The organism is Bizionia argentinensis JUB59 (assembly GCF_000224335.1).
GTDB lineage: Bacteria > Bacteroidota > Bacteroidia > Flavobacteriales > Flavobacteriaceae > Algorimicrobium > Algorimicrobium argentinense.
In genome coordinates, this window is record NZ_AFXZ01000051.1 from 24,221 (window position 1) to 47,281 (window position 23,061).

Here is a 23,061-nt window from a genome sequence, read left to right on the forward strand (position 1 = left end):
TATTTTATGCTGTTAATTTTTCATGTAAAAACTAATTCTAATTAGCCATTCTAAAGCGTTAAAAAAATAAATTTTTTTAACTCTTTCTTCTATAATTTCGCTTGTTGTTTTACATACTATTTTTTCTGTACTAAATCATTGTGATGCTGACTTTTCGGTTTTCCAAATCCTTGGCAAATGCCAGTTGAATTTTACGGATAATAATCGAAATACAACTATAGTAGCCAGACAAATAATTTCGACAGGCATTATGGGTACATTCAACTTTAGTAAAAGGAAAAAAACGGCACCTCCTAAAATGCATGTGGTTGCATATATTTCCTTCTGAAAAATAAGCGGAATGTTACTTAAAGAAATATCTCTAATTACACCTCCAAAACAAGCAGTAATTGTTCCAAGAGCAATGCAACTTATAGGATGCATATCTAGCGAAATTCCGGTTTGAATTCCAACTACGGTAAAAAAACCCAGCCCTATAGAATCGAAAAACAACAACACATTATGGAAGTTTTTAATAGCCGATTTAAATAGTAATCCTACGATGGTACTCATTAGAACTACGAATCCTGCGCTAAATTCCAACAACCATTTAACAGGAACTTCTCCAATTAAAACATCGCGTAAAGTTCCGCCACCCAAAGCCGTAATAAAAGCAATAATAAATGTACCAAAAACATCTAACTTTTTTTCCATTGCGGCAAATGTACCTGCAATGCCAAATGCTGCTGTTCCTATTATCTCAATGGTTTTAAGGGATTCCATAATTGGGTTGTTTTATATAATTATGTAGTACAATATACATAAATGTGAATACTTCAAAACCAATAAAACAAATTTAATTAATGTTGTAGTGTTGTATTCAATGTTTGTATTTTACATATAAAAATGCCATCATCTATAATTTCATAAGACAATGGCATTTTCAATGCGAATGATATTGGTGTTTTGATAATTAGTTAGTGTTCAAAAACAACTTATATTTCCATTTAACCCTTCTTTAATTGGCATTAATATCAACCAAAATTTTAACTTCCGAAGGGTCATTTACTAAAGCTTCAAACCCTTTATCTACAATATCATCTAAAGGAATAACACTTGTCACTAATTTTTCTACTGGTAATCTTCCACTACTGATTAAGGCAATAACTTCTGGAAAAATATTACGATATGCTGCTGTACCAATTATAGTAAGCTCTCTTAGAGTTTGGTTTAAAGCATCGTGATTTATTTTTTCTCCAAATAGCGCTACTAAAACAGCTGTTCCACCGTTTCTTAAACTATCAATACCAGTATCAAATGACGCTTGAGCGCCTGCTGCATCAATAAAAATGTCTACACCATAACCCGTCATTTCTTTTATTTTCTTCGGAATATCCTTAGATCTGGCATCAAACGTATGTGTAGCACCGATTTCTTTCGCTTTTTTCAATCTATCTTCAGATAAATCTGAAACAAAAATATTTGAAGCTCCACTTGCTAATGCCACTTGGATGGTGAGCATACCAATTGGACCTGCTCCTGCAATTAAAACTGTATCACCTAATTTCATACCACTACGTTTTATGGCATAGGCAGCAACTGCTGCAGGTTCTACGATGGCTCCTTGTTCAAACGTCATGTTATCTGGCATTTTATGTACCATATAATCTTCAACCACCACATATTTTGCAAAACCACCGTTTGCTGTAAGTCCTACAAACCCTAAAGGTTCCGATAGGTTGTACTCACCTGTAACGATGAATGGACTTTCGGGATTTCTAAAAATCGGCTCTACAGTAACGCGATCACCTTTTTTAATATGCGATACGTTTTTGCCTACCTCTTCTACTATACCAGAAAATTCGTGACCTAACGTTGTGGTTCCTTGATGTCCGTTTAACGAAAAAGGTTCATCTACAGGAATCAATTGTGGTCCGTGGGTATATTCGTGCAGATCGGATCCGCAGATTCCTGTAAATTTTACTGCAATTTTCACCTGATTCTCTTTAGGTGTTGGTATATCTGTATCTTCTACTCTAATATCTTTCGCTGCGTGCCAGCGTGCTGCTTTCATTGTTTCCATAATTCACTTTCATTTAATTAATAGTTAATACTTCGCTCTTTTCAGAATTGAAATAACACGTTTAAAATATTAATCTGTTTAATTTTTAAACACAGTCTCTCCGTCTTTTGTCAACTCCAAATGTTCTCCTTTCCCTCTTAATTCATAGGTCTCATTTTTATACCAAATGCCAGATGCTGCGCGTTGGGCTTCTAAATCAATTTGTTCGCCACCATTTAAATACACTTTTACAGTGCCTTCGGTATTATTAAACGTCATGTTTAATGTTTGGCCAACTTTGTCTTTTACAGAACTCATAACAATATCATCTGTGTGTTCAAATACAACGTTTCCATCTTTTTTCAACTCTAGATTGTTACCTTTTCCTCGTAATTCGTAAGTCTCATTTTTATACCAAATTCCCGAAGCTACTTTTTCAGCCTTCAAATCAATTTGCTCACCATCATTTAAATATACTTTGGCTGTACCTTCGGTATTATTAAATGTTACATCTAGGGTTTTACCATCCTTATTCTTTAACGAACTGGTAACAATATCATCGGTATGATAAAAAACAACTTCTCCATTCTTTTTCAATTCCAGATTATTGCCTTTACCACGCAATTCGAAATTTTCATTTTTGTACCAAATTCCAGAAGCTGCCTTTTGTGCTTCTAGCGTAATGGTTTCTCCATTAAAATTAAGTGTCGTGGTATTTTCGGTATTATTAAATACAAGCTCTAATGTTTTTCCATCCTTATCGGTAGAAACCGTTTTTACGATGTCGTCGTTATTTTGCATCGCTTCTTCTGTGGTAGTAATTGCTTCATCTTGCTTTGAATTCTCTTTACAAGCAGTAAAAATAAGTGCTGTAAGAAGTGTGATTGTTAAAATTATTTTCTTCATAATTATTGTCTTTTTTAATTGTTTTTAGTAAACTTAAATAACGGCAAAAAGCCTACCACGATTAGGTAAATGCCATATATTATCTAATTTTTTTTATTTTCTTCTAAAACTCTAAAACTCTAAAATTCTCTCCATTTTAAGACGGAACTTGCAAATCTTCCACATCCCAACCTGACAATTTTGCACCTGCTTGGTAACTACTTTCCAAGAAATCCAAGATTTGTTTTTTAGGATTTTCACTTTCAATAATATCTTTATAAAGTAATAATGCCATTGGGCTGCCATTAGAGTCTTGCCATTTTGCTGCTTTAGGCTGTAATGGCTCTTTATCAATGCCATTTGGTGAAGGATAGGTATACGAATAGAAAGCTGGCTCCTTAATGGTATCATCACCAAACCAAAAACCAAAACTTATAACTTCGTGTGAATAGGCCTCTTTTTCTACTTGCGAAACATCTCCCATATCTGGACCTCTTTCGCCTGAAAAACGTGTGACCACTAAATCAAAATGATGCCAGTAAATGTGTACAGGACAGGTTTTGCTGTAAGATCTTCCGCTAAATTCTTGAAACACCATATCTATATGTAATAAAATTTTCCAAGCGTTGTGAACGGCATCCTTATCATATGTATGATGTTCTATACATGTATCAAAAGGAATGTCATCTGAAAGATCAAAAGGCTTTTTCAGGATATCAAATTCAATTTGAAGGTCGTTCAATATACTTTCTAATTTTTTATAAAAATCAGCTACAGATAATCCGTCTTCTAACTTAAAGAAACGCTCATCTCCTTTACTTGTAGAAACATTTAAGGTATGTTTTATAAAGTCGAATAAAATCTCAAATGAGAAGTCGTTGTGCGGAATGGCTCGCGTAGTCACACCTTTTGTCGTGGTATAAAGCGTAATGTGCCACCAGTGATTTTTCTTCGGATTTAAAGTAAGTCGCAATTTTCCAACAATTTGAAAATAGCGATGCAAGGTTTCTTTGGTATCTATCCATTCGTTTAATGGAAATTCTGGAAATAATTTAGTATTGCTCATAGTGGTATGTTTTATTACAAGGTAATATTAGCTTAAAGCTTATCATATCCTTTAAATTTTGGACTCACGATACGTTTCCATTCTGGATGCTTTTTAATGTACGCAAAAACATATGGACAAAACGGAAGCACTTCAACGTTGTGCTTATCTAGAAAATGTAAGGTCTTTTCCACAACAGCTTTTGCAGCTCCTTGGCCTGCTATATCGGGTTCCGTTTCTGTATGCACCAAAGCTATTTGGCTGCCAAATTCTTTATAATTAATAAATGCATAGTGCCCATCAATTTCAATTTCGAAGCGTTCTTTATCCTCGCTTTTTTCTAGTGGAATGTCCTTGTAGTCTATTTTCATAACGTATGGTTCTTATTTGTTTCTGTTTTTAAATGCTTTCCATGCTCCTGTAGACCATAATGCCCAAACAATAAGAACCGGTTGAAAAAACAATCTTACAAGTCTGGCTGTATCGGAATCCAATCCAAAAGCATCTACTTCATTCATATATTGCGAAATATTACCAGGAAATATTAATACAAAGAAAGTAGCTGCAGCCCAACCTACCAACGCTTTATATTTGTATAAAACTACTAACGATAGGCCCAGAATAATTTCTACAATCCCTGAAAGCACTACGACTGAATCTGTCGCCAATGGCACCCAATATGGTACTTGCGCCACAAACTCTGCTCTATTAAAAGTTAAGTGGCTGATGCCCGCAAATAAAAGAGCTGCTCCAAGTAAAATCCTGAATATGGTTTGCAACCAACTGGTTTGTGTAGCAAAAGCCCATTTTAAATTTTCGGGTAAACTCATTATATCTTAAATTAAAAATTGGGAATGCATTCATTGGGAATGCAATCCCAATTATGGTTTATAAATTACTGCTTAATAAATTGTAAATCAATTGCCATGTTAATGGTATCGCTCACAACAATGCTACCTGCTTCGGTAACCGCGTTCCAAGTAAGTCCAAAATCTTTACGACTAATTTTCCCAGAAATCTCAAACCCTGCTTTGGTTTGATCGTAAGGATCTACTGCCACACCATTAAAATCCATATCTAATTTTACTTCTTTAGTAACGCCTGCAATTGTAAGGTCTCCAACAACTTTATCGCCATCATAAGATTTCGATTTGAAAGTTAATTCTGGATGTTTAGCTGCGTTGAAAAAATCTTCCGATTTGAGATGTTTATCTCGATCGTCATTTTTAGTGTTAATTGAATCTGTTTTTGCAGTAAAGCTGAAATTAGCATTTTTAAAATCCTCATTCTCCGTTTCTACAGTCGCATTAAAATCTTCAAATGCTCCTTTTACTGTTGAAATCATCATGTGTTTTACTTTGAATCCGACTTCAGAATGTGATTCATCTACTTTCCATTTTGTTTTATTTTTCATGATATTTATAGTTTGTGTCTAAACGACAATTAGAATTATTTCTTATTTATGATTTGAATTGCATTGGCACTTCCATTAAAAGCACGCGCGCATCTTCGGTTGCCTTAAGTGTAAAGCCATCTGTATTCCAAATACCCATGCCATCTCTTTTTGAAAGTTTTTCACCATCAATTTCTATATCACCTTCTAGAATAAATGCATAGACGCCATTTCCTTCTTTTTTTATTTTGTAATCATCAGAATTTCCTTTGGTAAACTCCCCGATATGAAACCAAGCATCTTGGTGTGCCCAAACACCTTGATCGTCTTTATTTGGAGAAAGTACTTGATAGAATTCGTTCTCTTTTGCGATATCCTTTAATGAAATTTGGTCGTAACGTGGTTCTACATTTTGTTTGTTCGGAATGATCCAAATTTGTAAAAATTTTACAGGTTGATCAGGGTTGTTGTTAAATTCAGAATGTACCACACCTGTCCCAGCGCTCATAACTTGAATATCGCCTTCTCTGATAATGGTTTTATTTCCCATATTATCTTCGTGCTTCAAATCGCCTTCCAACGGAATGGAAACAATCTCCATATCTCTGTGTGGATGTGAGCCAAAACCTCTACTTTCCGAAACGGTATCGTCATTTAATACTCTCAATACCCCAAAGTTCATGCGCTCTGGATTGTGGTAATTGGCGAAACTAAACGTGTGTTTTGAATGTAACCAACCGTGATTGGCATCGCCTCTTGTGTCTGATCTGTGAATTATTGTGTTCATAGTTTTTATTTCTTTATTGGGTAGATGGTTATACCCGACAGTTTGTTTTAATGAAACGTTACTCGATTTAAGTGGTTGATTATGTTTAGCTCCAAGAATTTGAGGAGAGATGGCACCAACAACACCAGTTAAAAAAGCGTTTCTAATAAATTTTTTAAGATCCATGTCCTTTATTATAAAGGCTAATACAAAGGTATAACATGGTAACAATCTGTGAAATATGAAAAAATGAGAGAATATTATGAAAATCCGATATAAGGACTCCTATTAAGCTCGAATCTCACTTTTCTTGAATTTTGAAGGCGATATGTTTGTATGTTTTTTGAAGAATGCACTAAAGTTGGCAGGTTCATTAAAACCCAACTCATAAGCGATTTCTTTATTGGTCTCATCAGTAAAATAGAGAAGACGCTTGGCTTCAGTTGTAATTCTTGCTTGAATATACTCTTTCGCAGTTTTACCAATTTTCGATTTAACGATTCTAGTAAGATGGTCTGGTGTTATGTGAAGTTGTTTAGCGTAATATGTGGTGGAATGTTCTTTCCTATAATTAACATCTACGGCTTTTTTAAAGTTTTTTATAATATTATTTCTAGAGGCATCATTATCAGTATTTGCCGGGTTTACAGCGCAAATATTATTACATTCAATAAGCAAGAGTTTTAGAAATGCTCCAATTGACAAGAATTTCATTGCTGCATTGCCATGGTACAACTCGTAAATCTTATTAGCAAAATTTACAATCGTATCAAATTGTTCTGGCTCTGGCATCAATGGCGGACTTTGTCCATAATTTTGAAATAGGTTCAAACCGTCAATAAAGGATAATGGAATAGAATTTTTAATTAAAAATTGATTGGAAAATGTCATCGCAAATCCTATAGATTTTTCATTTTCAATTACTTGATGAACTTGACCTGGTGCCACAAAGTAAATTTGGTTATTTGATAACTCATAAGAGTTGAAGTCAATTTTATGTTGTCCTTTTGCTTTATTGACAATTAAAACCGTATAATAGTTATGTTTGTGTGGCTCGTCAACTCTTCCATTTCGTTTTGTGTATATATCTTCCATTTTAGATATACCAAAACTTATAGAGTCTATTTCATTATTTACATTTTGATATGTTTTAACTATATCCATTGATTTTTAAATTCTAACATTAGATTATAACTTTTCTTCTATTCGCTTATCTGGAATTAGCCACATAATGGCTACAATAACATAAAGTGCGATTCCGAACCAAGTATTTAAAAATGAGCAACCAATTCCAAGTATATAACAACCAATTGATATTTTTCCTTTTCTGTCTGAACCAATCACTTTTCTTAATGGGAATTCATTATCGTGGGAGTTTATAATTATTGATTGCAAAATAAAATAAGCAATTGCACAAAATAATAATACAACTCCATAAGCAATTACAGGTAATCTTGCATCATAATTCTCGCCAATCCAAGCTGTAGTAAATGGAATTAAAGATAACCAAAAAAGCAAATGTAAATTCGCCCAAAGTATTTTTCCGTTTACTTTTTGTGTAATCTGAAATAAGTGATGATGGTTGTTCCAATAAATTCCTACATATATAAAACTGAAAATATAACTTAAAAATATAGGTGTTTTAGCAAGTAGAGAATATATATCTGTTTCAGTTGGTGCTGTTAATTCTAAAACCATTATGGTTATAATTATGGCTAAAACTCCATCGCTAAATGCTTCTAATCTACTTGTCTTCATTTGTCTATTTGGGTGTTTGTTTTAATTACCTACAACGAGTTTGTATATCTTAAGTTAGCCTTTTGTAAAAATAGTTAACTTTAAGATATAATCAGAAAGAACAAAAGAGAGGAGTAAGGTCATTTATTGCCTCTTATAATGTTGCATATTTTTCCATTTTATTTAAGTTTTAATAGTCCAAATAGATCCATTTTTGGTTGTCAATTTCTCCAAAACTCCTTTATCTGAAAGTTCATTTAAAACCGCTTCACTTTCTGTTCTCGGTGTTCCTGAAAGTTCCGCATATTCTTTTGCTGTTAGTGAAGGGTATATTGAAAAAAGTGATTCCCAATTTTTACTGTATTCGCTTTTAATTGCATTGGGATTCAACTTTAGAATTGCCATTTCATAAAAAGCATAAGGTCTTGTTCCATATACTGTTTCTTTATTGCCAGCTTCGTCAATGAAGAATATTGTTGGAAAACCTCGAACACCGAGTTCTTTTCCTAATTTTAAATCTTCTTCAAACAAGGTTTTTGCTTTGCCTTCAAAATCGGTTTTTAATTGTTCTACATTTAGTCCAACAGTTTTAGCTGCAACTTTTAAATGTTCCCATCTTTCAATATTTTTCTTTTTTAGAAAAACCATTTCCCTAATTTCTCGCATAAACAAATGGGCTTTTTCTTCATCTTGTAATTGTGCCGCTTTAAATGCTATGGATGGCGGATAAGATGAATCTAATGGGTCTTCTAGCCATAAATCGCCATCAATAGGCATATCGTAATGCACACTTACTTCGTCCCAATGTGAAGCGACGTCAGATGGTTTTCCAATACCACCACTATTGTAATTCCAATCTGGTAATAAACCTCCCATTCTATAGTCGATTTCAACGGTATTGCCATATTCAAGTTTCAGTTTACGCAGTTGTGGTTCAATTCCCCAACAAGACGAACAAATTGGATCTGTATAATAAATTAGTTTTACGGATTTCTCTGTAGCTTGCTGATTGGATTTAGATGAATAATTCGTGTTCTCATCTGTTGTTTCGCACATTCCAGTTTCTATATCGCATAAAAGTGGATTGTTAATTGATTTATCCTCATTCATAATTCTTTTCTTTTTAATGATTTTAATACTATCGAAAAACGTAAGAAAAACTTACTTTTTCACTTCTTCGGAAGTTGCAAATTCTTCCATTTTAGTAATCAAATCGTTTTCAACTGTATAGATTTGAACCCAATCTTGTTTTAGTTCTCTTCCAGATCGTTTTACTTTTTGATGCTCTCTTCCTAAAACCACAACCATATTACCTTCAACGATATATTGAAGCGGTTCAAAGTTGATGATTTCGGTTCGTTCCATTATATTTTCATAAAAACTCGAACACCGTCCTTCTTTTCAAACCGTCCTTTTGGGATTATTTGTGTACCATGATAAATCCAAACGGTATCGTCTGAAACTGTTGCCACAAATTTATCTGCATCGCCACTACTAAAGGCAGCGAACATATTTTCTACTACTTCTTTTGCTGGATTTTTCATTTTCTATTGATTTTTTATTGTTTTGCAAATTGTAAGTGAACCACTATGATTACGTCTTTTCCAACACCAGTAGCGGCTGGGTCGTAATTAATATTATAATCAAATCTATTAATAGTCGTTTCGGCTTTCATTCCTAATTTTTCACCTTGTTCGCTCTTGGCTGTTCCACCATAGTGCACATCAAAAACCACCTCTTTTGTGACATCTTTTATAGTTAATTGACCGTGTAATTGATAGTGGTCAGATTTATCTGTAGAAGATATTTTCGTGCTTTTAAACGTCATTTCAGGATATCTTTCAACTTCAAAAAAATCAGCACTTCTTAAATGGTTATCTCTATCTTCTACATTGGTATTAATACTTTCAATCTTAACCGTAAAATCGAAATTTGCATCGTTAAGCGCATCACCATCTGTTGTCAAGTTCCCTGTGTATTCTAAAAATTTCCCATTCACTATACTAATTCCAGAATGTGATATATTGAAGTTTAAGGACGAGTGGAACGGATCTACTTTCCATTGTGTTTGTGCAAATGAGCTTACCGTAAGGAATACCAATGCAACTAATGATATAATATTTTTCATTGTCTTTATTTTTTAAAGGTTAATAATTATAATAGTTTATGCTATAAATTGCTATTACTTCGCAATCGTATCTACCCATTTCTCAAAAGCATTCATAAAGCTCTTTAAGAAGTCTTTGGTAGAGTCATTCTTCAACTTACCATTATCGTCAAAAAGTTCTGCCGCTCCGCCAAGATAAGCTTCTGGCTGTGCCATTGTTGGTACATTTATAAAAGTTAGCGATTGTCTTAAATGGTGATTGGCACCAAAACCGCTAATAGCTCCAATAGAAACACTAACAATAGCTGCGGGTTTTCCATCCCACGAATTTTTTCCATAAGGACGAGAACCAACATCAATAGCGTTTTTTAAAACTGCTGGTACAGAACGGTTGTATTCTGGTGTAAAGAATAGTAGTCCATCTGCGTCTTTAATATTCTTGCGTAACTTTTCCCATTCTTTTGGTGGATTATCTTCAAGGTCTTCATTAAACATTGGAAGCCCAGAGATATCCAATAATTCCATATCAAATGATTCTGGTGCCATTGCCATCATAGCTTTTGCTGTTTTTAAATTGAAGGATTCTTTACGAAGACTTCCTACGATTACTGCGATTTTGTATTTTTTCATACTATTTTGTATTTAAGTTATTAAAAATTAAAATGAATTTCCAATTAATCAATTTTAGATAAAAGAATGATTGGTCAGTACCTGGTTGTAAATTTTACACAGTACACTTGTAATCTGTAAGCGGTAATGGGTCTTAAACAATACATTTTTGCCACAACCCAAGTAGCTTGCCGTTGGTAGTGTTTTCAGTTTGCCCAGAAAACTACCAAGAAAAAGGGCTGGTACTCACCCCAATCATTCCGCCTTTCGGCTTAATCTTTTAACTCTGTAAGCCAATTTAATTCCTGAATTTTACTATCTATCTCTCTAAAAGCTCTTCCTGTTTGATCCATTTCAGTTTGTAACTTCTTAATATCAATGGTTGTTTTAAGATTGGCATCACCACTATTATTTATTTGAGCAGCGTACCTAATATTTCTTAATTTTTCAGAAAGCATTTTTAATGAATCTCTTTTAGCAAGTGCCTCCATTAGCGAACCTTCTCCTTTAATATTATTTTCATTATTGGTCTTATTGATTCTAATAACCAAGCTTTCTAAATCTTGAATTGCGGTTCTCAATTGCGCCAATAGCTTTGCTGGATCTTCTTGTGGTTTTTTGTCATCTGATACAATAAGAACAGGCCTTATTCTATTTTGAATATGTTCAATTTTCTTCATCAAATCTGATCGTAACAAAAGTGCCTCTGCAAGTTTCATTTTTTTAATTTTTTCTGACATACTGTAGCTTTAAAAAATTAACTAATTATTACCTTGGACATTTAGAAATTGGATTATTATCTGGTTTCGGTGCCCATTTATTATAAGGTGTCAAATCAAAGTTATTTACCTCATCCATAGTTAAACCTAATGCTTTTGCAACACCTTGACCATATTCTGGATCGGCTTTAAAGCAGTTTCTTATATGGCGAACTTGAATGAATTTTTCTGCGCCACCTACTTGCGCTGCTGTATTATTAAATAACAAATCTGCTTTTCCGTCGGCTTTAATAATGCGGAACAAATCGCCTGGTTGCGTGTAATAATCTTCATCATCATCCCTAAAATTGTGCGCATAAGCGTCACCATTTAATTCTAAAGGGGGATCTTTAAATTCTGGCTGCTCTTGCCATTCACCATAACTGTTAGGCTCATAATGCAATGTGCCGCCATGATTTCCATCTACACGCATAGTTCCATCTCTATGGTTAGAATGATACGGACAGGTTGGTTTATTAACCGGAATTTGATAATGATTTACACCTAATCGATAACGTTGTGCATCTCCATAAGAAAATAGTCGCCCTTGCAACATTTTATCTGGTGAAAAACCAATTCCAGGAACCACATTCAATGGATTGAAAGCAGCTTGCTCTACGTCTTGAAAATAGTTTTCTGGGTTTCTATTTAATTCAAATTCTCCAACAGGTATTAAAGGAAAATCTTTTTTAGACCAAACTTTAGTTAAATCGAAGGGATGAAAACGATATGTTTTTGCTTCTTCTTCTGTCATAACTTGTACAAACATTTTCCATTTCGGAAAATCCTTTTTATCAATAGCATCAAAAAGATCTCTTTGTGATGATTCCCGATCCATTCCTACCACTTTCTTCGCCTCTTCATCAGATAGGTTTTCTATTCCTTGCTGACTTACAAAATGAAACTTCACCCAATGTCTTGCGTTGTCTTTGTTTAAAAAACTATAGGTATGGCTACCAAAACCGTGCATATGTCTGTAGCCTTTTGGAATGCCACGATCACTCATAGTTATGGTAACTTGGTGTAAAGATTCTGGAAGTAAAGTCCAAAAATCCCAGTTATTATTAGCACTTCTTAAATTAGTTTTTGGATCACGTTTTACAGCACGATTTAAGTCTGGAAACTTCATTGGATCACGAAAGAAAAACACAGGTGTATTATTTCCTACTAAATCCCAGATACCTTCATCGGTATAAAACTTAAGTGCAAAACCTCTAATATCTCTTTCGGCATCTGCAGCGCCTCTTTCTCCTGCAACTGTAGAAAATCTGCTGAACATTTCTGTTTTTTTACCAACTTCGCTAAAAATTTTCGCTTTGGTATATTTTGAAATATCGTGAGTTAACGTAAATGTTCCAAACGCTCCAGAACCTTTAGCGTGCATTCGCCTTTCTGGAATGACTTCGCGATCAAAGTTTGCCATTTTTTCAAGAAACCAAGCATCTTGCATTAGCATTGGCCCTCTTGGTCCTGCAGTTTGTACATTTTGGTTGTCTCCAACTGGTGCTCCAGTTTGTCTTGTGAGTTTTGGTTTATTATCTTCCATTTTTAGTTTATTTTTTAGTGATTTATCTTAATATTTAAATTTACAAAAAAAACAATCTTCTGCAAGTGTTTCTTTTATACACGATGCCTCAATACAAGTACCGGAACATGTGATTGGTATCCTAAATCTTTGACCAATGGTTTAGACACTAATCTACTGAAAAAATTGCTTTTTTGATTTATAAAAGCAACCATATCGCTTTCATGTCTTTCTATAAAAGCGTTAATTCCTTCAAGAACCGTCATACCATTTAATTCATGGAAACTATGGTCAACATCTTTAAAAAGCGTTACTAACAATTTTTTGTTATCCTGTTGTTCCTTTGTTAGCTTATCCGATTCTTTGATATGAATCACCTGTATATCTGTGCCATGCGTACCGGCAATATTAATCAGGTATTTGAGCTCTCTTCGTTTAAAAGGTGTTTTATAATCCGTAGGAAAAACTATTTTTCTTGGTGTTTTAAAAACGACATCTTCAGGTATCGCCAAAACAGGGCAAGCTTTACTATTTTCCATCACATTAATGGTATTCATACCAAAAGCAACTGGTCTTGAACTGGTCATACCTTTTGCTCCCATAATGATGATATCTATATCGTGTTTTGCTACAACATCATCTACAGCTTCAAGCAAGGCATTGTTTGCAAAAATTGTATTATATGTATGTATTGGATCGTTACTTTGCAGATTAAGTACTTCTATTAAACTTTTAAATTGTTCTTCCGTTTTAGGCTCTTGATTGTCAAAAGTTCGCCGACCAAAATCCGTGTAATTGTGGCTATCTATAGAGTAACCATCTGCATAATAGGTGTTCAAAAAGTAAAACGTGCATTTACGGTCTGCATAGAGGTCTAAAGCATAGCGTGCTGCATTAAGAGCTTCTTTTGAAAAATCAGTAAGTATTAAGATTCTTTTGTCCATAATGATAGCTTTTCACAATTGTTAAAATTAGTCAACTACCATGACTATTGAAATGACCTCGGTCAGTCACTATCTGAAAATTAAAGCAAAAGTTGAAAACTCTAAAAACAGCAAATGCAATCATCGATCCTTGGCACAAACAACAACTGTTTATTAACACTATTTCTCTTTGTGCGGAATAACCCTAAATGGAATATTAATTTGAAGGCCTAATCTTTTGACTATCGACTTTGCTTATGATATTTTCTTTCAATTTAGCGAATTAAAAAAGTCCCATTGTTACGGTGGTGTGCCTTCTCCATTTGAAACAACTGCATCAATTTGTACCAAAGCGTTCATAGGCAAAGCTGAAACACCAATTATTGTTCTTGCAGGAAGATCGCTTTTGAAAAATGTGGTAAATACTTCATTCAAAACATCGATATCCTTGATGTTTTTAAGTTGTATGTTTACTTTAACCACATCATCCATAACGTGATCTATACTTTCCACGATAGCCTTAATGTTTTTTAAGCTTTGATTTACCTGTTCTTTTATTCCACCAGCAATCATTTTATCGGTTTTTGGTTCTAGTGGTAACTGGCCTGAAATATGGTTGTAGTGCGAAAAAGCTACAGTTTGGGTAGAGAACGTGTTTTTAGGTGCGTCCTGCGTATTGTTTGCGCGGATGACAATCCCATGTCTGTCTGCAACGGCTTGTGGTGGTGTGCCATCTCCGTGAGAGATCACGGCATCAATTTGAATTAAGGCGTCCATAGGCAAACCTGAAGCTATGACCACGGTACGTGCAGGTACATAAGCCGCTGTTCTGGCAATTGCAGAGTCTGGAAAAAATGAGGAATACACTTCATTTACAGCGTCTATATCCGAGGGGTTTTTAAGAAAAATTGTTGTTTTAACAATATCGTCAAAAGGAACGTCTATGCTTTGTAAAATTGCCTTGATATTTTTTAGGCACTGTTCAGCTTGCTTCTTCACACCACCAATTACAATTTTATCCGATTTTGGATCGATAGGTAACTGCGCCGAAATATTGTTGTAATGGGAAAATGCTACCGTTTGAGCAGATACTTTACTAATTGGCGCATTTTGAGTATTCTTCACAACTTTCTTAAGCGCTGTTGGTTGTTGCGGATGCGTACCAACACCGTTTGAAATTACAGCATCCATTTGTATCAATGCGCCGTCCATCGGTAAAGCATCGACCGCCATGATTGTTCGTGTAGGAAAATAGTTTTGAAAGACCGACGTATAAACTTCATCTAAGGCATCAATATCTGATATGTTTTTAATGTATATCGTAATTTTAATGACATCGTTCATACTTTGATCGATACCTTCTACAATTGCTCTCAAGTTATTTAAGCATTGCTTAGCTTGTTCCGCTATGGTATTTCCTGCAATTTCACCTGTTCTTGGATTGATAGGTAATTGAGCTGAAATATTATTGTAATGCGAAAAGGCTACAGATTGTGTTGCAAAAGAACTTTTTGGCGCATTTTCAGTGTTTCTTGAAACTTTAATGATATCATTACCCATATCGATATTTATTTTTAGATTTTATTATTAAAATAATTTACTAATTGCATAGGTTTATTTAAGAGACTCCTATAATAAATCATGAATCAAAGTTAACATGCTTATTCAACTCTTGCTATGATCCAGATCAGTTTGAATAAGGAATGACCATAAGGCGTATATTCTTTAAAGACCTACTATTTTGAATATTAATTTAGCTCATAGTTAAGTCTTTAAAAACAGCGAATAAAATATCTCGATATTAGCGAAGTATTGGTTGACCGTTGAGAACATAGGTTTTAATTTATATAATAGTGTCTATCTAATAAATTAAAATCAGCTACGAGGCACTAACTTTGCGTCTGTCTTTTTTCTCTAATCAAATAAATAACAATTAAAATCAAAACACCACTAACGCATACCAAATTGTAAATTTTTCTCCATCAATAATACCCCAAATTACAGCAACAATTGGTAATAAACAACTTGCTGTACTTGCAAAAACAGCTAATGTTTTTTGAATTAATTTATAATACAATAGCATTGCAATCGCTGTTCCGAATAGGGTTAAAAACGATAAATACCCTAATGGTTTCAGAACGTCTGGTGTTAATTCAAAATTTTGAACAAAACCAGTAAAATATAATACCACAAGTGCAGGAACTGCCCAAATGGTATAAACAGCAGCAGTTAATTCAACAGCTTTAACTTTTGATGTTCGCTCTGCAACAACCACAGCATTATCACCATAAGACGCTCCTGCTAAAACAATTAGCGATGCATACCCAAACTGTGACCCTTCCGTATTTGCATCTGAAAAATAAATTAAGCTTGCAGCACCTAAAAACCCTATTACAGCACCAATGACTTGTGAAAATTGACTCTTAATTCCGAAAAGAAAAAATCCAAATACCAACACAAAAACGGGCATTAAAGAATCTAAAAGTCCCGCCAAAGAACTACTTATCTCTGTTTGCGCAATGGGAAACAAAAACATGGGTGAAAAATTCCCAGAAAAACCTACGACAGTTACCCCAGAATAAGGTTTTTTTTAGACATTTTTTTAATTGCTGGAATACCAATAATAGCTAGTAACAATCCAGAACCAACTATACAAATAGCTCCTATTTCATAAGGTGTAAAGGCAACCAATGATTTTTTGATTAACATAAACGAGCTTCCCCAAGTTAATGTTATGACTATTAATAAAACCCAGCGGTTATTGAACAATGTTCCCATGTTATTAAACATCAAAGAAGTTCCTCTTCTTCCGAACTAGTACTATTCATTATGTTTCTTCTATTAAACTAATTATCTTAATTTTATATCCCCACCATCTGCCATAAGTGTTTGACCCGTCATATACTGACTGTCTTCACTCAATAAAAAGGCTACTATAGGTGCAACGTCTTTTTGTGGGTCTCCAAAACGATGCATTGGGTTTTTACTAATAATTTCTTCATATTGTTCTGGGAAATTTTCTTTCCATTGTTTTACACCTTCGGTAAATGCAAGCGGACAAACTATGTTTACTCTAATGCCATCTTCTGCCCATTCATTAGCTGCTACACGGGACAAACCTCGAATCGCTTCTTTGGCTGCTGCATAGCTTCCTTGATTTTTTTGACCTAGTAACCCTGCACCAGAACCAAAATTTACGATGGACCCGTTAGTTTTCTTTAATTCTTTATAGGCAGCTTTCATAAAATTTAAGGTACCTTTTAAACCTGTGTTCATAGACAAAGCCCAATCGTCTTCAGTAAGTTCTAGTATTGGTTTTTGACGAGATGCGTGTGCATTATTAACCAGACTTGTTAATTTTCCGAATTTAGAAATAGCAAGTTTAACCGCTTCTTTTGCAACTGTTTCTTTAGAAATATCTCCTTTTAAGAATGCAATTTGCTCTGGATTGGATGCTACTTTTTGCTTACCTGCTTCTTCGTTTAGGTCAACAGCAACAACACAAGCTCCTCTTTCCGTTAATTCAGTAGTCATGGCTCCACCAATTCCTGCCGCCTCCTGTTATTATTGTTATTTTATCTTTTAAATTTTTCATAGTATTTATTGTATTAAAATTCCAAATATGCATTTCACCTATTTATTTGATTGGTAAAGCCATAACTATTCGGTCTTCATTATCTAAAAAATAGTTATCTAAAATTTCCTCTCCTTCAAAACCCAAATCTTTATATATTTTTATAGCAGAAACATTATCAGAATAGACTGTTAAGGCAATTTCTTTAGGGTTTTTAGCTTTTAGAACTTCAATCAAACCTTCTGTTAGTTTTTTTCCTAAACCTTTCCCTCTACCTTTTTGATGAACACCTAAAGATAATATCCAGCCTTTTTGCTCATTTGTACTTAAACCACCTATAATATAGCCAAAAATTTTGTCATTTTCTTTTGCTACCAAAAAGTAATCTCTAGAAATATCGAATAATTGACGTATTACAAAAGCTGGGTAACTGTCTGTATTGAATACGTGTTGCTCAATGGCAATAATAGTTTCTAAATCTTCTAATTTTACTTTATGTATTGTTATCATTATGTTTTTTTAATCATCCCATTCGTTACGTATTTCTAACATAAGGTCGTCATAACGTTTTACTAATTCTGCTGATATCTTTTTTGAGGATTTATGCAACTTTCGCAATTGAAATGAAAGAAAAACACTGAAAAGCCCAGCGAAAAGGAAATTTATAGCCACTAATACTACCAGACTCAATCCTGCAAAAAGCGGATTCCAAATAAGTATGAATGATACGATGGTACCAATTGTACCTAAAATTAAAAGTCCTCCCCAGTTTTTGCTTCCATATTTTTTAACATCCATTGCAAAACCAATGGTAGATATAGAACGAAACATAATTACAAAACCAATATAAAAAGCTAATGCTGTAATGGACAATTCAGGTTTAAGTAATAATAAAACCCCAACTATTAACGTAAGAATACCGAAGCCTAAAGACCAACCCCAATTATCCAGGCGATCTCTATTTATCAGCGCAAAAACACTTTCTGAAATGCCACTTAATAAAAATGATAATGCAAAGAGTAAGGACAGTGTTAACAACGAGCCTACTGGCGAAGAAAAGGCTACAATGCTTACGATTATAAAAAATATACCTACAAGTAAAGGAATGTACCAATGTTTAACGGTGCTTTTAATCGTTTTTAAAAATGATGTTTCCATAGTTTTGTTTTTTACAGGTTAATAATTATAATTTAAAGGTCATTACTGGTCGTCTTGAATGGTTTGCAAGATCTTCTGAGATACTTCCTTTAATTAAATGATTTAATCCTTTTCTCGCATTAGTAATCACTACAATTGCATCAGCGTTTGTTTCATCTGCATATTGAATGATTCCGTCCTCAATAGTATAACCCGCAATAAATTCTACTTTATTTGATCCGCCTGCATCAGCAAATTCTTTTACCTTTTTATTGAAGGTTTTAGAGTTTATAAATCCGTTATTAGGTCTATTCACATAAACCAAGTCCACTTTGCTTCCTAGTTTTGAAAGTTTGTTTTCTGCTCTCTTATAGGCATCTACACTTTCTATACTCATATCTGTTGCTAAAACCACTTGGTTTAGGCTAAAGTTTTCTGGTTTATTTTTAACAATTAATACAGGTGTGCTACTATTTCGTACCATTTTTTCTGCATTAGATCCAGCAAATATGCCATCTTGAAGCGTGATGCCTTGAGAACCCATAATTATCAAATCTGCATCTAACTCTTTAGCAACAGCATCTACCTCTTGATATACCTTGTGCTTTTTAATCACTGGAATCACGGTAACGCCTTCTAAATAGTCTTTGTTCAAAAACTCTTCAAATCGTTTTTTTGCAAGCGACAACATAAAAAACATTTCGTTTTTACTGTCATTTTGCGAGATAGAGAACAATGCATCAGAAACCTCTAACATATGTAGCACGTGTAAGGTGGCGTTATGCTTTTTGGCAAGTATAGCTCCTGTTTCTAGAGCAAATTCTGATTGTTCTGAAAAATCAATAGGTATAATTATATCTTTCATAATTTATAAATTAACAAGGTTAGTTTTTATCTTTTATTTGTTTTACTATTTACTAAGATCAACCAGTATTTTTACTTCCGACGGATCTTTTATTAATGCTTCGAAGCCTTCATATACAATATTTTCTAACGGTATTAAGTTTGTGATTAATTTTTCTACTGGTAATCTTCCACTATTAATCAAAGCAATAACTTCAGGAAAAATATTTCGATATCCAATAATTCCTTTAATTGTTAATTATCTTAAAGCTTGGTCTAAAGCATCGTGCGACACATTTTTAGAAAACAGCGCTACTAATACTGCTATACCACCATTACGCAAACTCTGTATTCCTGTATCAAAGGAAGATTGCACACCTGCCGCATCTATAAATACATCAACACCATTTTCTGTCATTTCCTTTATTTTTTTAGGAATGTCTTTTTCACGGGCGTCAAAAGTTTTTGTTGCTCCAATTTCTTTTGCTTTTGCCAATCTACTTTCAGAAATATCTGTAATAAAAACTTGAGAAGCACCACTCGCTAAAGCCACTTGAAGTGTAAGCAATCCAATAGGGCCAGCTCCTGTAATTAAAACTGTGTCTCCCATTTTCATTCCTCTTTGCTGTAAGCCATAAGCAGCTACCGCATCAGGTTCAACAATTACACCTTGCTCAAACGTCATATTATCTGGCTTTTTACGGGTCATATATTCTTCAACAACCCCATATTTGGCAAAAGCACCATTGGCAGTAAGACCAACAAAACCTAATGGCTCTGAAAAGTTATATTCTCCTTTTGGTACAAATGGGCTTTCTGGATTTCTAAGAATAGGCTCCACAGTAACGCGGTCTCCTTTTTTTACATTTGTAACATTTTTCCTGTATTAACCACAACTCCTGAAAATTCGTGACCAAGTGTAGTTACTCCTTTATAACCATTTAATGGATACGGCTCACCTCCATGAATTAATTGTGGGCAGTGATTATACTCATGTAGATCTGAACCACAAACACCTGTAAACTTAACTTCTATTTTTACCTGATTATCATTTGGTGTTGGAACATTAGTTTCCTATACTCTTATATCTTTCGCTGCATAACAGCGCGCTGCTTTCATCTTTTCCATAATCCTTCTATTTAATATGTTATTATTTTATTTTTGAGATTTAATCCGTGATTTATCCCATTTTTTTGATATTATGAATAACTCCGCCATCTATCAAAATATCTGTACTGTTAATAAAACGTGCTGCATCACTTGCTAAAAAATGGATGACATCTACAACATCTTTAGGTTGACCATTACGTTTTAAAGGCGTAGCTTGTTTAATCATTTCCATGCGTTCCGGATGTTCTTCTGCAGCTTTTAATGCCATTGGTGTTTCAATAACTCCTGGTGAAACAGATACGATTCTTGCGCCTTTTTCTCCCCATTTATTAGCATTTTTTATCGTTAACAATTGCACACCTCGTTTTGCGAAATTGTACATTAAGTCTGAATCGTTATTTACAAATTTGCTCACAATATCAAAAGATTCTTGTGCTTGTGGATTTATAAGTGCCTCATCATAATCTTTATTTGCAGGAACTGTATGAGCCATCATAGACGATAATAAAATTGCTACTGAATCTTTTTCTGCTAGCTCATAAAATGCATCAACTAAAAGATCGGTTGCAACTAAGTCTATGTTGAATACTTTTTTCAAGTCTTTCACAGTTCCGCTAACTCCAGCTGTGTGAATGAATGCTTTTAAGGACCCATTATCTGCTACAAATTTTGTTAGTTTATCTATACCTTTTTTATCTGTGATATCACAAGCAATTCCTGCAACGTCAAAACCTTCTTTTGAAAATTTTGCTACGGTTTCATCCACTTTGTCTTGCGAATAATCTGTAAGTATTATAGGTTGGTTTTTAAAAGCTCTCGCACAAGCCTGACCTATGCCTCCTGCTCCTCCTGTAATAACTATTAGGTTTTTTTGTACTTTCATTTTACGTATCTTTAAATTAATTTTTTAATATCTCGTTATGGCTCCAAAGCCATTAAATTTTGACAATTCTCCTTTAGGAAGAAAGACTACATCGCCACCAAAACTCATATTTAAATCAATAAGTTCATCATAGATATCATCAATGACATCGGTTTTTGTTCGGTCTTCTTCTTTAACATACCTAATTTCATCATCTTCCATAACTGCTGGCTGAAATAAACCTTTTTCTATAAAAAGCGTTTGTATTCTGCCTTCTGTAATGGCTCTCCGGATTTCGTTAGTATCACTTAAAAATTTGTTTTCGGTTACTGCTTTGAGCAATTCTGCCTTACGTGCTACATTTTTTGCTATATTATGTGCTTCTACAATCCCCCAGGCCTCAGTAACAATAACGTGGTCTATTTCTTCGATTCTGCTATTGTTTAAAAAGGATGTAAAAATGCTCTCTTTTTCATCAGCTATTTTTAAATACTCATGATAGTTTTCTTCAACCGTAACAATTAATACTGGCAAAGGATTTTCTTTTCTAATGGCATTAACTTCTTTATCTACTTGATTAAAAAATTCTGCCATTAAGCTTCTCTTTTTTGAAGCCACATCAAATTGTGTCTTATTTTTACCGAAAAACAACGTGTTCTCGATAGGGAATGGTGATTTAAATTCCGTAACCAATCTATCATTTAAAGCTTCGACTAATCGAACTTTATCTTGGTTTAGAACCAGTATATAATAATTAGACTCACTATGCATCGCTCTTACTAAATCTCTTGTAGAAAAGGAAGAATCAATCATTACACGATCTGAAACTTGAATAGGTAGTCGTGTAAATTTAGCAATGTCTTCGTTCACAAAAAGGATTAAGCTCTCTAAATTATGAGCGTGATCTATTTGGTCCGCGAGAGATTCTAATTTTTCTAACAAGGCTGTCGCCTCACGTTTAGTAGTATCTGCCAGAAGCCTTGTTTCAACCTCTTTGATATGGTTTTTAAGTGTTATTTCATCTTTTAAGCGTTCTGGAAGTGTTCTGTGTGTATTCATTATTATTGTGATACAGTTATCAGAACTTATATTCTTTAATTTTTTTAATGTGGTGTTCATAATCTATGATTTTAAATTTACAATAAAAAGTTGGACGATTTATTTAGAATGGATTGGAATAGAGGCCAATGCTTTTAACTTTTCTTAATAAAGAATACGTAAAATTAACCCCTATCGATATCTAAAACTGTACCTGCTTCGCTATAAGTCAATTCTATTTCTTCTGTCCAACCAGATTTTGAAACTTCAACTTCATAGGTGGTTACTCCATTTTGAAACATAGATTTAGCTGAATCAATTCTATAATCGGAATAATCTCTTTTAAGAGCCTCGACTAGGGGCTTTGGTAAATTTGCTTTAACAATTTCGGCTTCTACTTTTACACGGTCTCCCTGTTTATTGAAGTAAATTTTATGCTCCAGTAAATTGTTTTTGAACTTTACTTTATAATCTTCGTTACTTCTTTCCCATATTATATCTTTAGCTTCAGGGTAAACTTCTAAAAGACTTTTAGTAAAACTTTGTGGAACATCTGTCTTTTTTAAATCTTGGGCATTCATTGTTCCGGTAAAAAGTAAAATTATTCCTACTGTAATCGCTTTGAGTGTTTTCATTGAATTATAATTTTATGTTGTTCATATTAATAACACATCAAAGATACCTATGATATAAAGTCTACCAAATGAC

General features: G+C 33.8%; 28 protein-coding genes and 2 pseudogenes. All 30 read right to left on the bottom strand.

What is annotated here, in order from left to right; all coding sequences use genetic code 11:
- Positions 1-135: 135 nt before the first annotated feature.
- A complete protein-coding gene (locus tag BZARG_RS12635; RefSeq protein ID WP_008639005.1) occupies positions 136-762 on the bottom strand; it encodes a trimeric intracellular cation channel family protein in 627 nt (208 codons plus the stop codon).
- 235 nt (positions 763-997) lie between these two features.
- Positions 998-2,062: a 2,3-butanediol dehydrogenase gene (locus BZARG_RS12640; protein WP_008639044.1), complete on the bottom strand. Its 1,065-nt coding sequence runs from the start codon at positions 2,060-2,062 to the stop codon at positions 998-1,000.
- 78 nt (positions 2,063-2,140) lie between these two features.
- Positions 2,141-2,947, bottom strand: a complete 807-nt coding sequence (locus BZARG_RS12645; RefSeq protein WP_008638961.1) for an MliC family protein — start codon at positions 2,945-2,947, stop codon at positions 2,141-2,143.
- A gap of 136 nt (positions 2,948-3,083) precedes the next feature.
- On the bottom strand, positions 3,084-3,992 hold the full coding sequence (locus BZARG_RS12650) for a DUF5996 family protein (RefSeq protein WP_008638949.1): 909 nt from the start codon (positions 3,990-3,992) through the stop codon (positions 3,084-3,086).
- A 32-nt stretch (positions 3,993-4,024) separates the two neighbouring features.
- Positions 4,025-4,342, bottom strand: a complete 318-nt coding sequence (locus BZARG_RS12655; RefSeq protein ID WP_008639041.1) for a GNAT family N-acetyltransferase — start codon at positions 4,340-4,342, stop codon at positions 4,025-4,027.
- A gap of 12 nt (positions 4,343-4,354) precedes the next feature.
- The gene (locus BZARG_RS12660; protein WP_040288708.1) at positions 4,355-4,801 is read right to left on the bottom strand and encodes a DoxX family protein; all 447 of its coding nucleotides are present in this window, start codon (positions 4,799-4,801) and stop codon (positions 4,355-4,357) included.
- A gap of 65 nt (positions 4,802-4,866) precedes the next feature.
- Positions 4,867-5,385, bottom strand: coding sequence for a YceI family protein (locus BZARG_RS12665; RefSeq protein ID WP_008639039.1), 519 nt, complete (start codon positions 5,383-5,385; stop codon positions 4,867-4,869).
- Between the two features lie 46 nt (positions 5,386-5,431).
- Positions 5,432-6,151: a pirin family protein gene (locus BZARG_RS12670; protein WP_008639048.1), complete on the bottom strand. Its 720-nt coding sequence runs from the start codon at positions 6,149-6,151 to the stop codon at positions 5,432-5,434.
- Between the two features lie 267 nt (positions 6,152-6,418).
- Complete coding sequence (locus BZARG_RS12675) at positions 6,419-7,294, bottom strand: AraC family transcriptional regulator (protein WP_008638966.1); 876 nt, start codon at positions 7,292-7,294, stop codon at positions 6,419-6,421.
- Positions 7,295-7,318: 24 nt separating this feature from the next.
- The gene (locus BZARG_RS12680; protein ID WP_040288710.1) at positions 7,319-7,888 is read right to left on the bottom strand and encodes a TMEM175 family protein; all 570 of its coding nucleotides are present in this window, start codon (positions 7,886-7,888) and stop codon (positions 7,319-7,321) included.
- A gap of 162 nt (positions 7,889-8,050) precedes the next feature.
- Positions 8,051-8,977, bottom strand: coding sequence for a ClpXP adapter SpxH family protein (locus BZARG_RS12685; RefSeq protein ID WP_008638960.1), 927 nt, complete (start codon positions 8,975-8,977; stop codon positions 8,051-8,053).
- Positions 8,978-9,028: 51 nt separating this feature from the next.
- Positions 9,029-9,232 carry a nuclear transport factor 2 family protein gene (locus tag BZARG_RS15330; protein WP_008638948.1) on the bottom strand — a complete coding sequence of 68 codons (204 nt, stop codon included), beginning with the start codon at positions 9,230-9,232 and terminating at the stop codon, positions 9,029-9,031.
- On the bottom strand, positions 9,232-9,411 hold the full coding sequence (locus BZARG_RS15335) for a nuclear transport factor 2 family protein (RefSeq protein WP_008639037.1): 180 nt from the start codon (positions 9,409-9,411) through the stop codon (positions 9,232-9,234). The genes BZARG_RS15330 and BZARG_RS15335 overlap by 1 nt, the downstream gene beginning before the upstream one ends.
- 14 nt (positions 9,412-9,425) lie before the next feature.
- Complete coding sequence (locus tag BZARG_RS12695) at positions 9,426-9,995, bottom strand: YceI family protein (protein WP_008638958.1); 570 nt, start codon at positions 9,993-9,995, stop codon at positions 9,426-9,428.
- 54 nt (positions 9,996-10,049) lie between these two features.
- Positions 10,050-10,604, bottom strand: a complete 555-nt coding sequence (locus tag BZARG_RS12700) for an NADPH-dependent FMN reductase (protein ID WP_008638998.1) — start codon at positions 10,602-10,604, stop codon at positions 10,050-10,052.
- A 251-nt stretch (positions 10,605-10,855) separates the two neighbouring features.
- On the bottom strand, positions 10,856-11,323 hold the full coding sequence (locus BZARG_RS12705; RefSeq protein ID WP_008639026.1) for a DIP1984 family protein: 468 nt from the start codon (positions 11,321-11,323) through the stop codon (positions 10,856-10,858).
- A gap of 28 nt (positions 11,324-11,351) precedes the next feature.
- Positions 11,352-12,887, bottom strand: a complete 1,536-nt coding sequence (locus BZARG_RS12710) for a catalase (RefSeq protein WP_008639015.1) — start codon at positions 12,885-12,887, stop codon at positions 11,352-11,354.
- A gap of 491 nt (positions 12,888-13,378) precedes the next feature.
- A pseudogene (locus BZARG_RS16195) lies at positions 13,379-13,810 on the bottom strand (universal stress protein); the annotation flags it as partial.
- Between the two features lie 279 nt (positions 13,811-14,089).
- Positions 14,090-15,349 (bottom strand): RidA family protein, encoded by a 1,260-nt coding sequence (locus BZARG_RS12720; protein ID WP_008638964.1) that lies wholly within the window; start codon positions 15,347-15,349, stop codon positions 14,090-14,092.
- 379 nt (positions 15,350-15,728) lie between these two features.
- The gene (locus BZARG_RS12725; protein WP_008638976.1) at positions 15,729-16,325 is read right to left on the bottom strand and encodes an EamA family transporter; all 597 of its coding nucleotides are present in this window, start codon (positions 16,323-16,325) and stop codon (positions 15,729-15,731) included.
- Positions 16,326-16,357: 32 nt separating this feature from the next.
- On the bottom strand, positions 16,358-16,567 hold the full coding sequence (locus BZARG_RS16055; protein ID WP_237702596.1) for a hypothetical protein: 210 nt from the start codon (positions 16,565-16,567) through the stop codon (positions 16,358-16,360).
- 72 nt (positions 16,568-16,639) lie between these two features.
- On the bottom strand, positions 16,640-17,335 hold the full coding sequence (locus BZARG_RS12730) for an SDR family NAD(P)-dependent oxidoreductase (RefSeq protein WP_262483637.1): 696 nt from the start codon (positions 17,333-17,335) through the stop codon (positions 16,640-16,642).
- Positions 17,336-17,426: 91 nt separating this feature from the next.
- Positions 17,427-17,873, bottom strand: a complete 447-nt coding sequence (locus BZARG_RS12735; protein WP_008638992.1) for a GNAT family N-acetyltransferase — start codon at positions 17,871-17,873, stop codon at positions 17,427-17,429.
- A 9-nt stretch (positions 17,874-17,882) separates the two neighbouring features.
- Positions 17,883-18,521, bottom strand: coding sequence for an HdeD family acid-resistance protein (locus tag BZARG_RS12740; RefSeq protein ID WP_008638972.1), 639 nt, complete (start codon positions 18,519-18,521; stop codon positions 17,883-17,885).
- 25 nt (positions 18,522-18,546) lie between these two features.
- Positions 18,547-19,365: a universal stress protein gene (locus BZARG_RS12745; RefSeq protein WP_008638990.1), complete on the bottom strand. Its 819-nt coding sequence runs from the start codon at positions 19,363-19,365 to the stop codon at positions 18,547-18,549.
- A gap of 237 nt (positions 19,366-19,602) precedes the next feature.
- A complete protein-coding gene (locus BZARG_RS16060; RefSeq protein ID WP_394330521.1) occupies positions 19,603-20,052 on the bottom strand; it encodes a zinc-binding dehydrogenase in 450 nt (149 codons plus the stop codon).
- Between the two features lie 39 nt (positions 20,053-20,091).
- Positions 20,092-20,378 (bottom strand): annotated as a pseudogene (locus BZARG_RS16200) (alcohol dehydrogenase catalytic domain-containing protein); the annotation flags it as partial.
- Positions 20,379-20,523: 145 nt separating this feature from the next.
- Positions 20,524-21,336, bottom strand: coding sequence for an SDR family oxidoreductase (locus BZARG_RS12755; RefSeq protein WP_008639008.1), 813 nt, complete (start codon positions 21,334-21,336; stop codon positions 20,524-20,526).
- 24 nt (positions 21,337-21,360) lie between these two features.
- Complete coding sequence (locus tag BZARG_RS12760) at positions 21,361-22,434, bottom strand: AOC03_06830 family ribosome hibernation factor (RefSeq protein WP_237702597.1); 1,074 nt, start codon at positions 22,432-22,434, stop codon at positions 21,361-21,363.
- 104 nt (positions 22,435-22,538) lie between these two features.
- A complete protein-coding gene (locus BZARG_RS12765; protein WP_008638967.1) occupies positions 22,539-22,988 on the bottom strand; it encodes a PepSY-like domain-containing protein in 450 nt (149 codons plus the stop codon).
- Between the last annotated feature and the right edge of the window lie 73 nt (positions 22,989-23,061).

Bases quoted from the DNA above. Each gene is read 5' to 3' on its own strand.
- BZARG_RS12675 (WP_008638966.1), bottom strand. From the start codon at position 7,294: ATGGATATAGTTAAAACATATCAAAATGTAAATAATGAAATAGACTCT.
- BZARG_RS12760 (WP_237702597.1), bottom strand. From the start codon at position 22,434: ATGAACACCACATTAAAAAAATTAAAGAATATAAGTTCTGATAACTGT.
- BZARG_RS12695 (WP_008638958.1), bottom strand. From the start codon at position 9,995: ATGAAAAATATTATATCATTAGTTGCATTGGTATTCCTTACGGTAAGC.
- BZARG_RS12740 (WP_008638972.1), bottom strand. From the start codon at position 18,521: ATGGAAACATCATTTTTAAAAACGATTAAAAGCACCGTTAAACATTGG.
- BZARG_RS12700 (WP_008638998.1), bottom strand. From the start codon at position 10,604: ATGAAAAAATACAAAATCGCAGTAATCGTAGGAAGTCTTCGTAAAGAA.
- BZARG_RS15330 (WP_008638948.1), bottom strand. From the start codon at position 9,232: ATGGAACGAACCGAAATCATCAACTTTGAACCGCTTCAATATATCGTT.
- BZARG_RS12680 (WP_040288710.1), bottom strand. From the start codon at position 7,888: ATGAAGACAAGTAGATTAGAAGCATTTAGCGATGGAGTTTTAGCCATA.
- BZARG_RS12660 (WP_040288708.1), bottom strand. From the start codon at position 4,801: ATGAGTTTACCCGAAAATTTAAAATGGGCTTTTGCTACACAAACCAGT.
- BZARG_RS12655 (WP_008639041.1), bottom strand. From the start codon at position 4,342: ATGAAAATAGACTACAAGGACATTCCACTAGAAAAAAGCGAGGATAAA.
- BZARG_RS16055 (WP_237702596.1), bottom strand. From the start codon at position 16,567: ATGGGAACATTGTTCAATAACCGCTGGGTTTTATTAATAGTCATAACA.
- BZARG_RS12635 (WP_008639005.1), bottom strand. From the start codon at position 762: ATGGAATCCCTTAAAACCATTGAGATAATAGGAACAGCAGCATTTGGC.
- BZARG_RS12755 (WP_008639008.1), bottom strand. From the start codon at position 21,336: ATGAAAGTACAAAAAAACCTAATAGTTATTACAGGAGGAGCAGGAGGC.
- BZARG_RS12640 (WP_008639044.1), bottom strand. From the start codon at position 2,062: ATGGAAACAATGAAAGCAGCACGCTGGCACGCAGCGAAAGATATTAGA.
- BZARG_RS12735 (WP_008638992.1), bottom strand. From the start codon at position 17,873: ATGATAACAATACATAAAGTAAAATTAGAAGATTTAGAAACTATTATT.
- BZARG_RS12710 (WP_008639015.1), bottom strand. From the start codon at position 12,887: ATGGAAGATAATAAACCAAAACTCACAAGACAAACTGGAGCACCAGTT.
- BZARG_RS12705 (WP_008639026.1), bottom strand. From the start codon at position 11,323: ATGTCAGAAAAAATTAAAAAAATGAAACTTGCAGAGGCACTTTTGTTA.
- BZARG_RS12765 (WP_008638967.1), bottom strand. From the start codon at position 22,988: ATGAAAACACTCAAAGCGATTACAGTAGGAATAATTTTACTTTTTACC.
- BZARG_RS12645 (WP_008638961.1), bottom strand. From the start codon at position 2,947: ATGAAGAAAATAATTTTAACAATCACACTTCTTACAGCACTTATTTTT.
- BZARG_RS12670 (WP_008639048.1), bottom strand. From the start codon at position 6,151: ATGAACACAATAATTCACAGATCAGACACAAGAGGCGATGCCAATCAC.
- BZARG_RS12650 (WP_008638949.1), bottom strand. From the start codon at position 3,992: ATGAGCAATACTAAATTATTTCCAGAATTTCCATTAAACGAATGGATA.
- BZARG_RS12725 (WP_008638976.1), bottom strand. From the start codon at position 16,325: ATGTTTTTGTTTCCCATTGCGCAAACAGAGATAAGTAGTTCTTTGGCG.
- BZARG_RS12720 (WP_008638964.1), bottom strand. From the start codon at position 15,349: ATGGGTAATGATATCATTAAAGTTTCAAGAAACACTGAAAATGCGCCA.
- BZARG_RS12665 (WP_008639039.1), bottom strand. From the start codon at position 5,385: ATGAAAAATAAAACAAAATGGAAAGTAGATGAATCACATTCTGAAGTC.
- BZARG_RS15335 (WP_008639037.1), bottom strand. From the start codon at position 9,411: ATGAAAAATCCAGCAAAAGAAGTAGTAGAAAATATGTTCGCTGCCTTT.
- BZARG_RS12685 (WP_008638960.1), bottom strand. From the start codon at position 8,977: ATGAATGAGGATAAATCAATTAACAATCCACTTTTATGCGATATAGAA.
- BZARG_RS16060 (WP_394330521.1), bottom strand. From the start codon at position 20,052: ATGACCCGTAAAAAGCCAGATAATATGACGTTTGAGCAAGGTGTAATT.
- BZARG_RS12745 (WP_008638990.1), bottom strand. From the start codon at position 19,365: ATGAAAGATATAATTATACCTATTGATTTTTCAGAACAATCAGAATTT.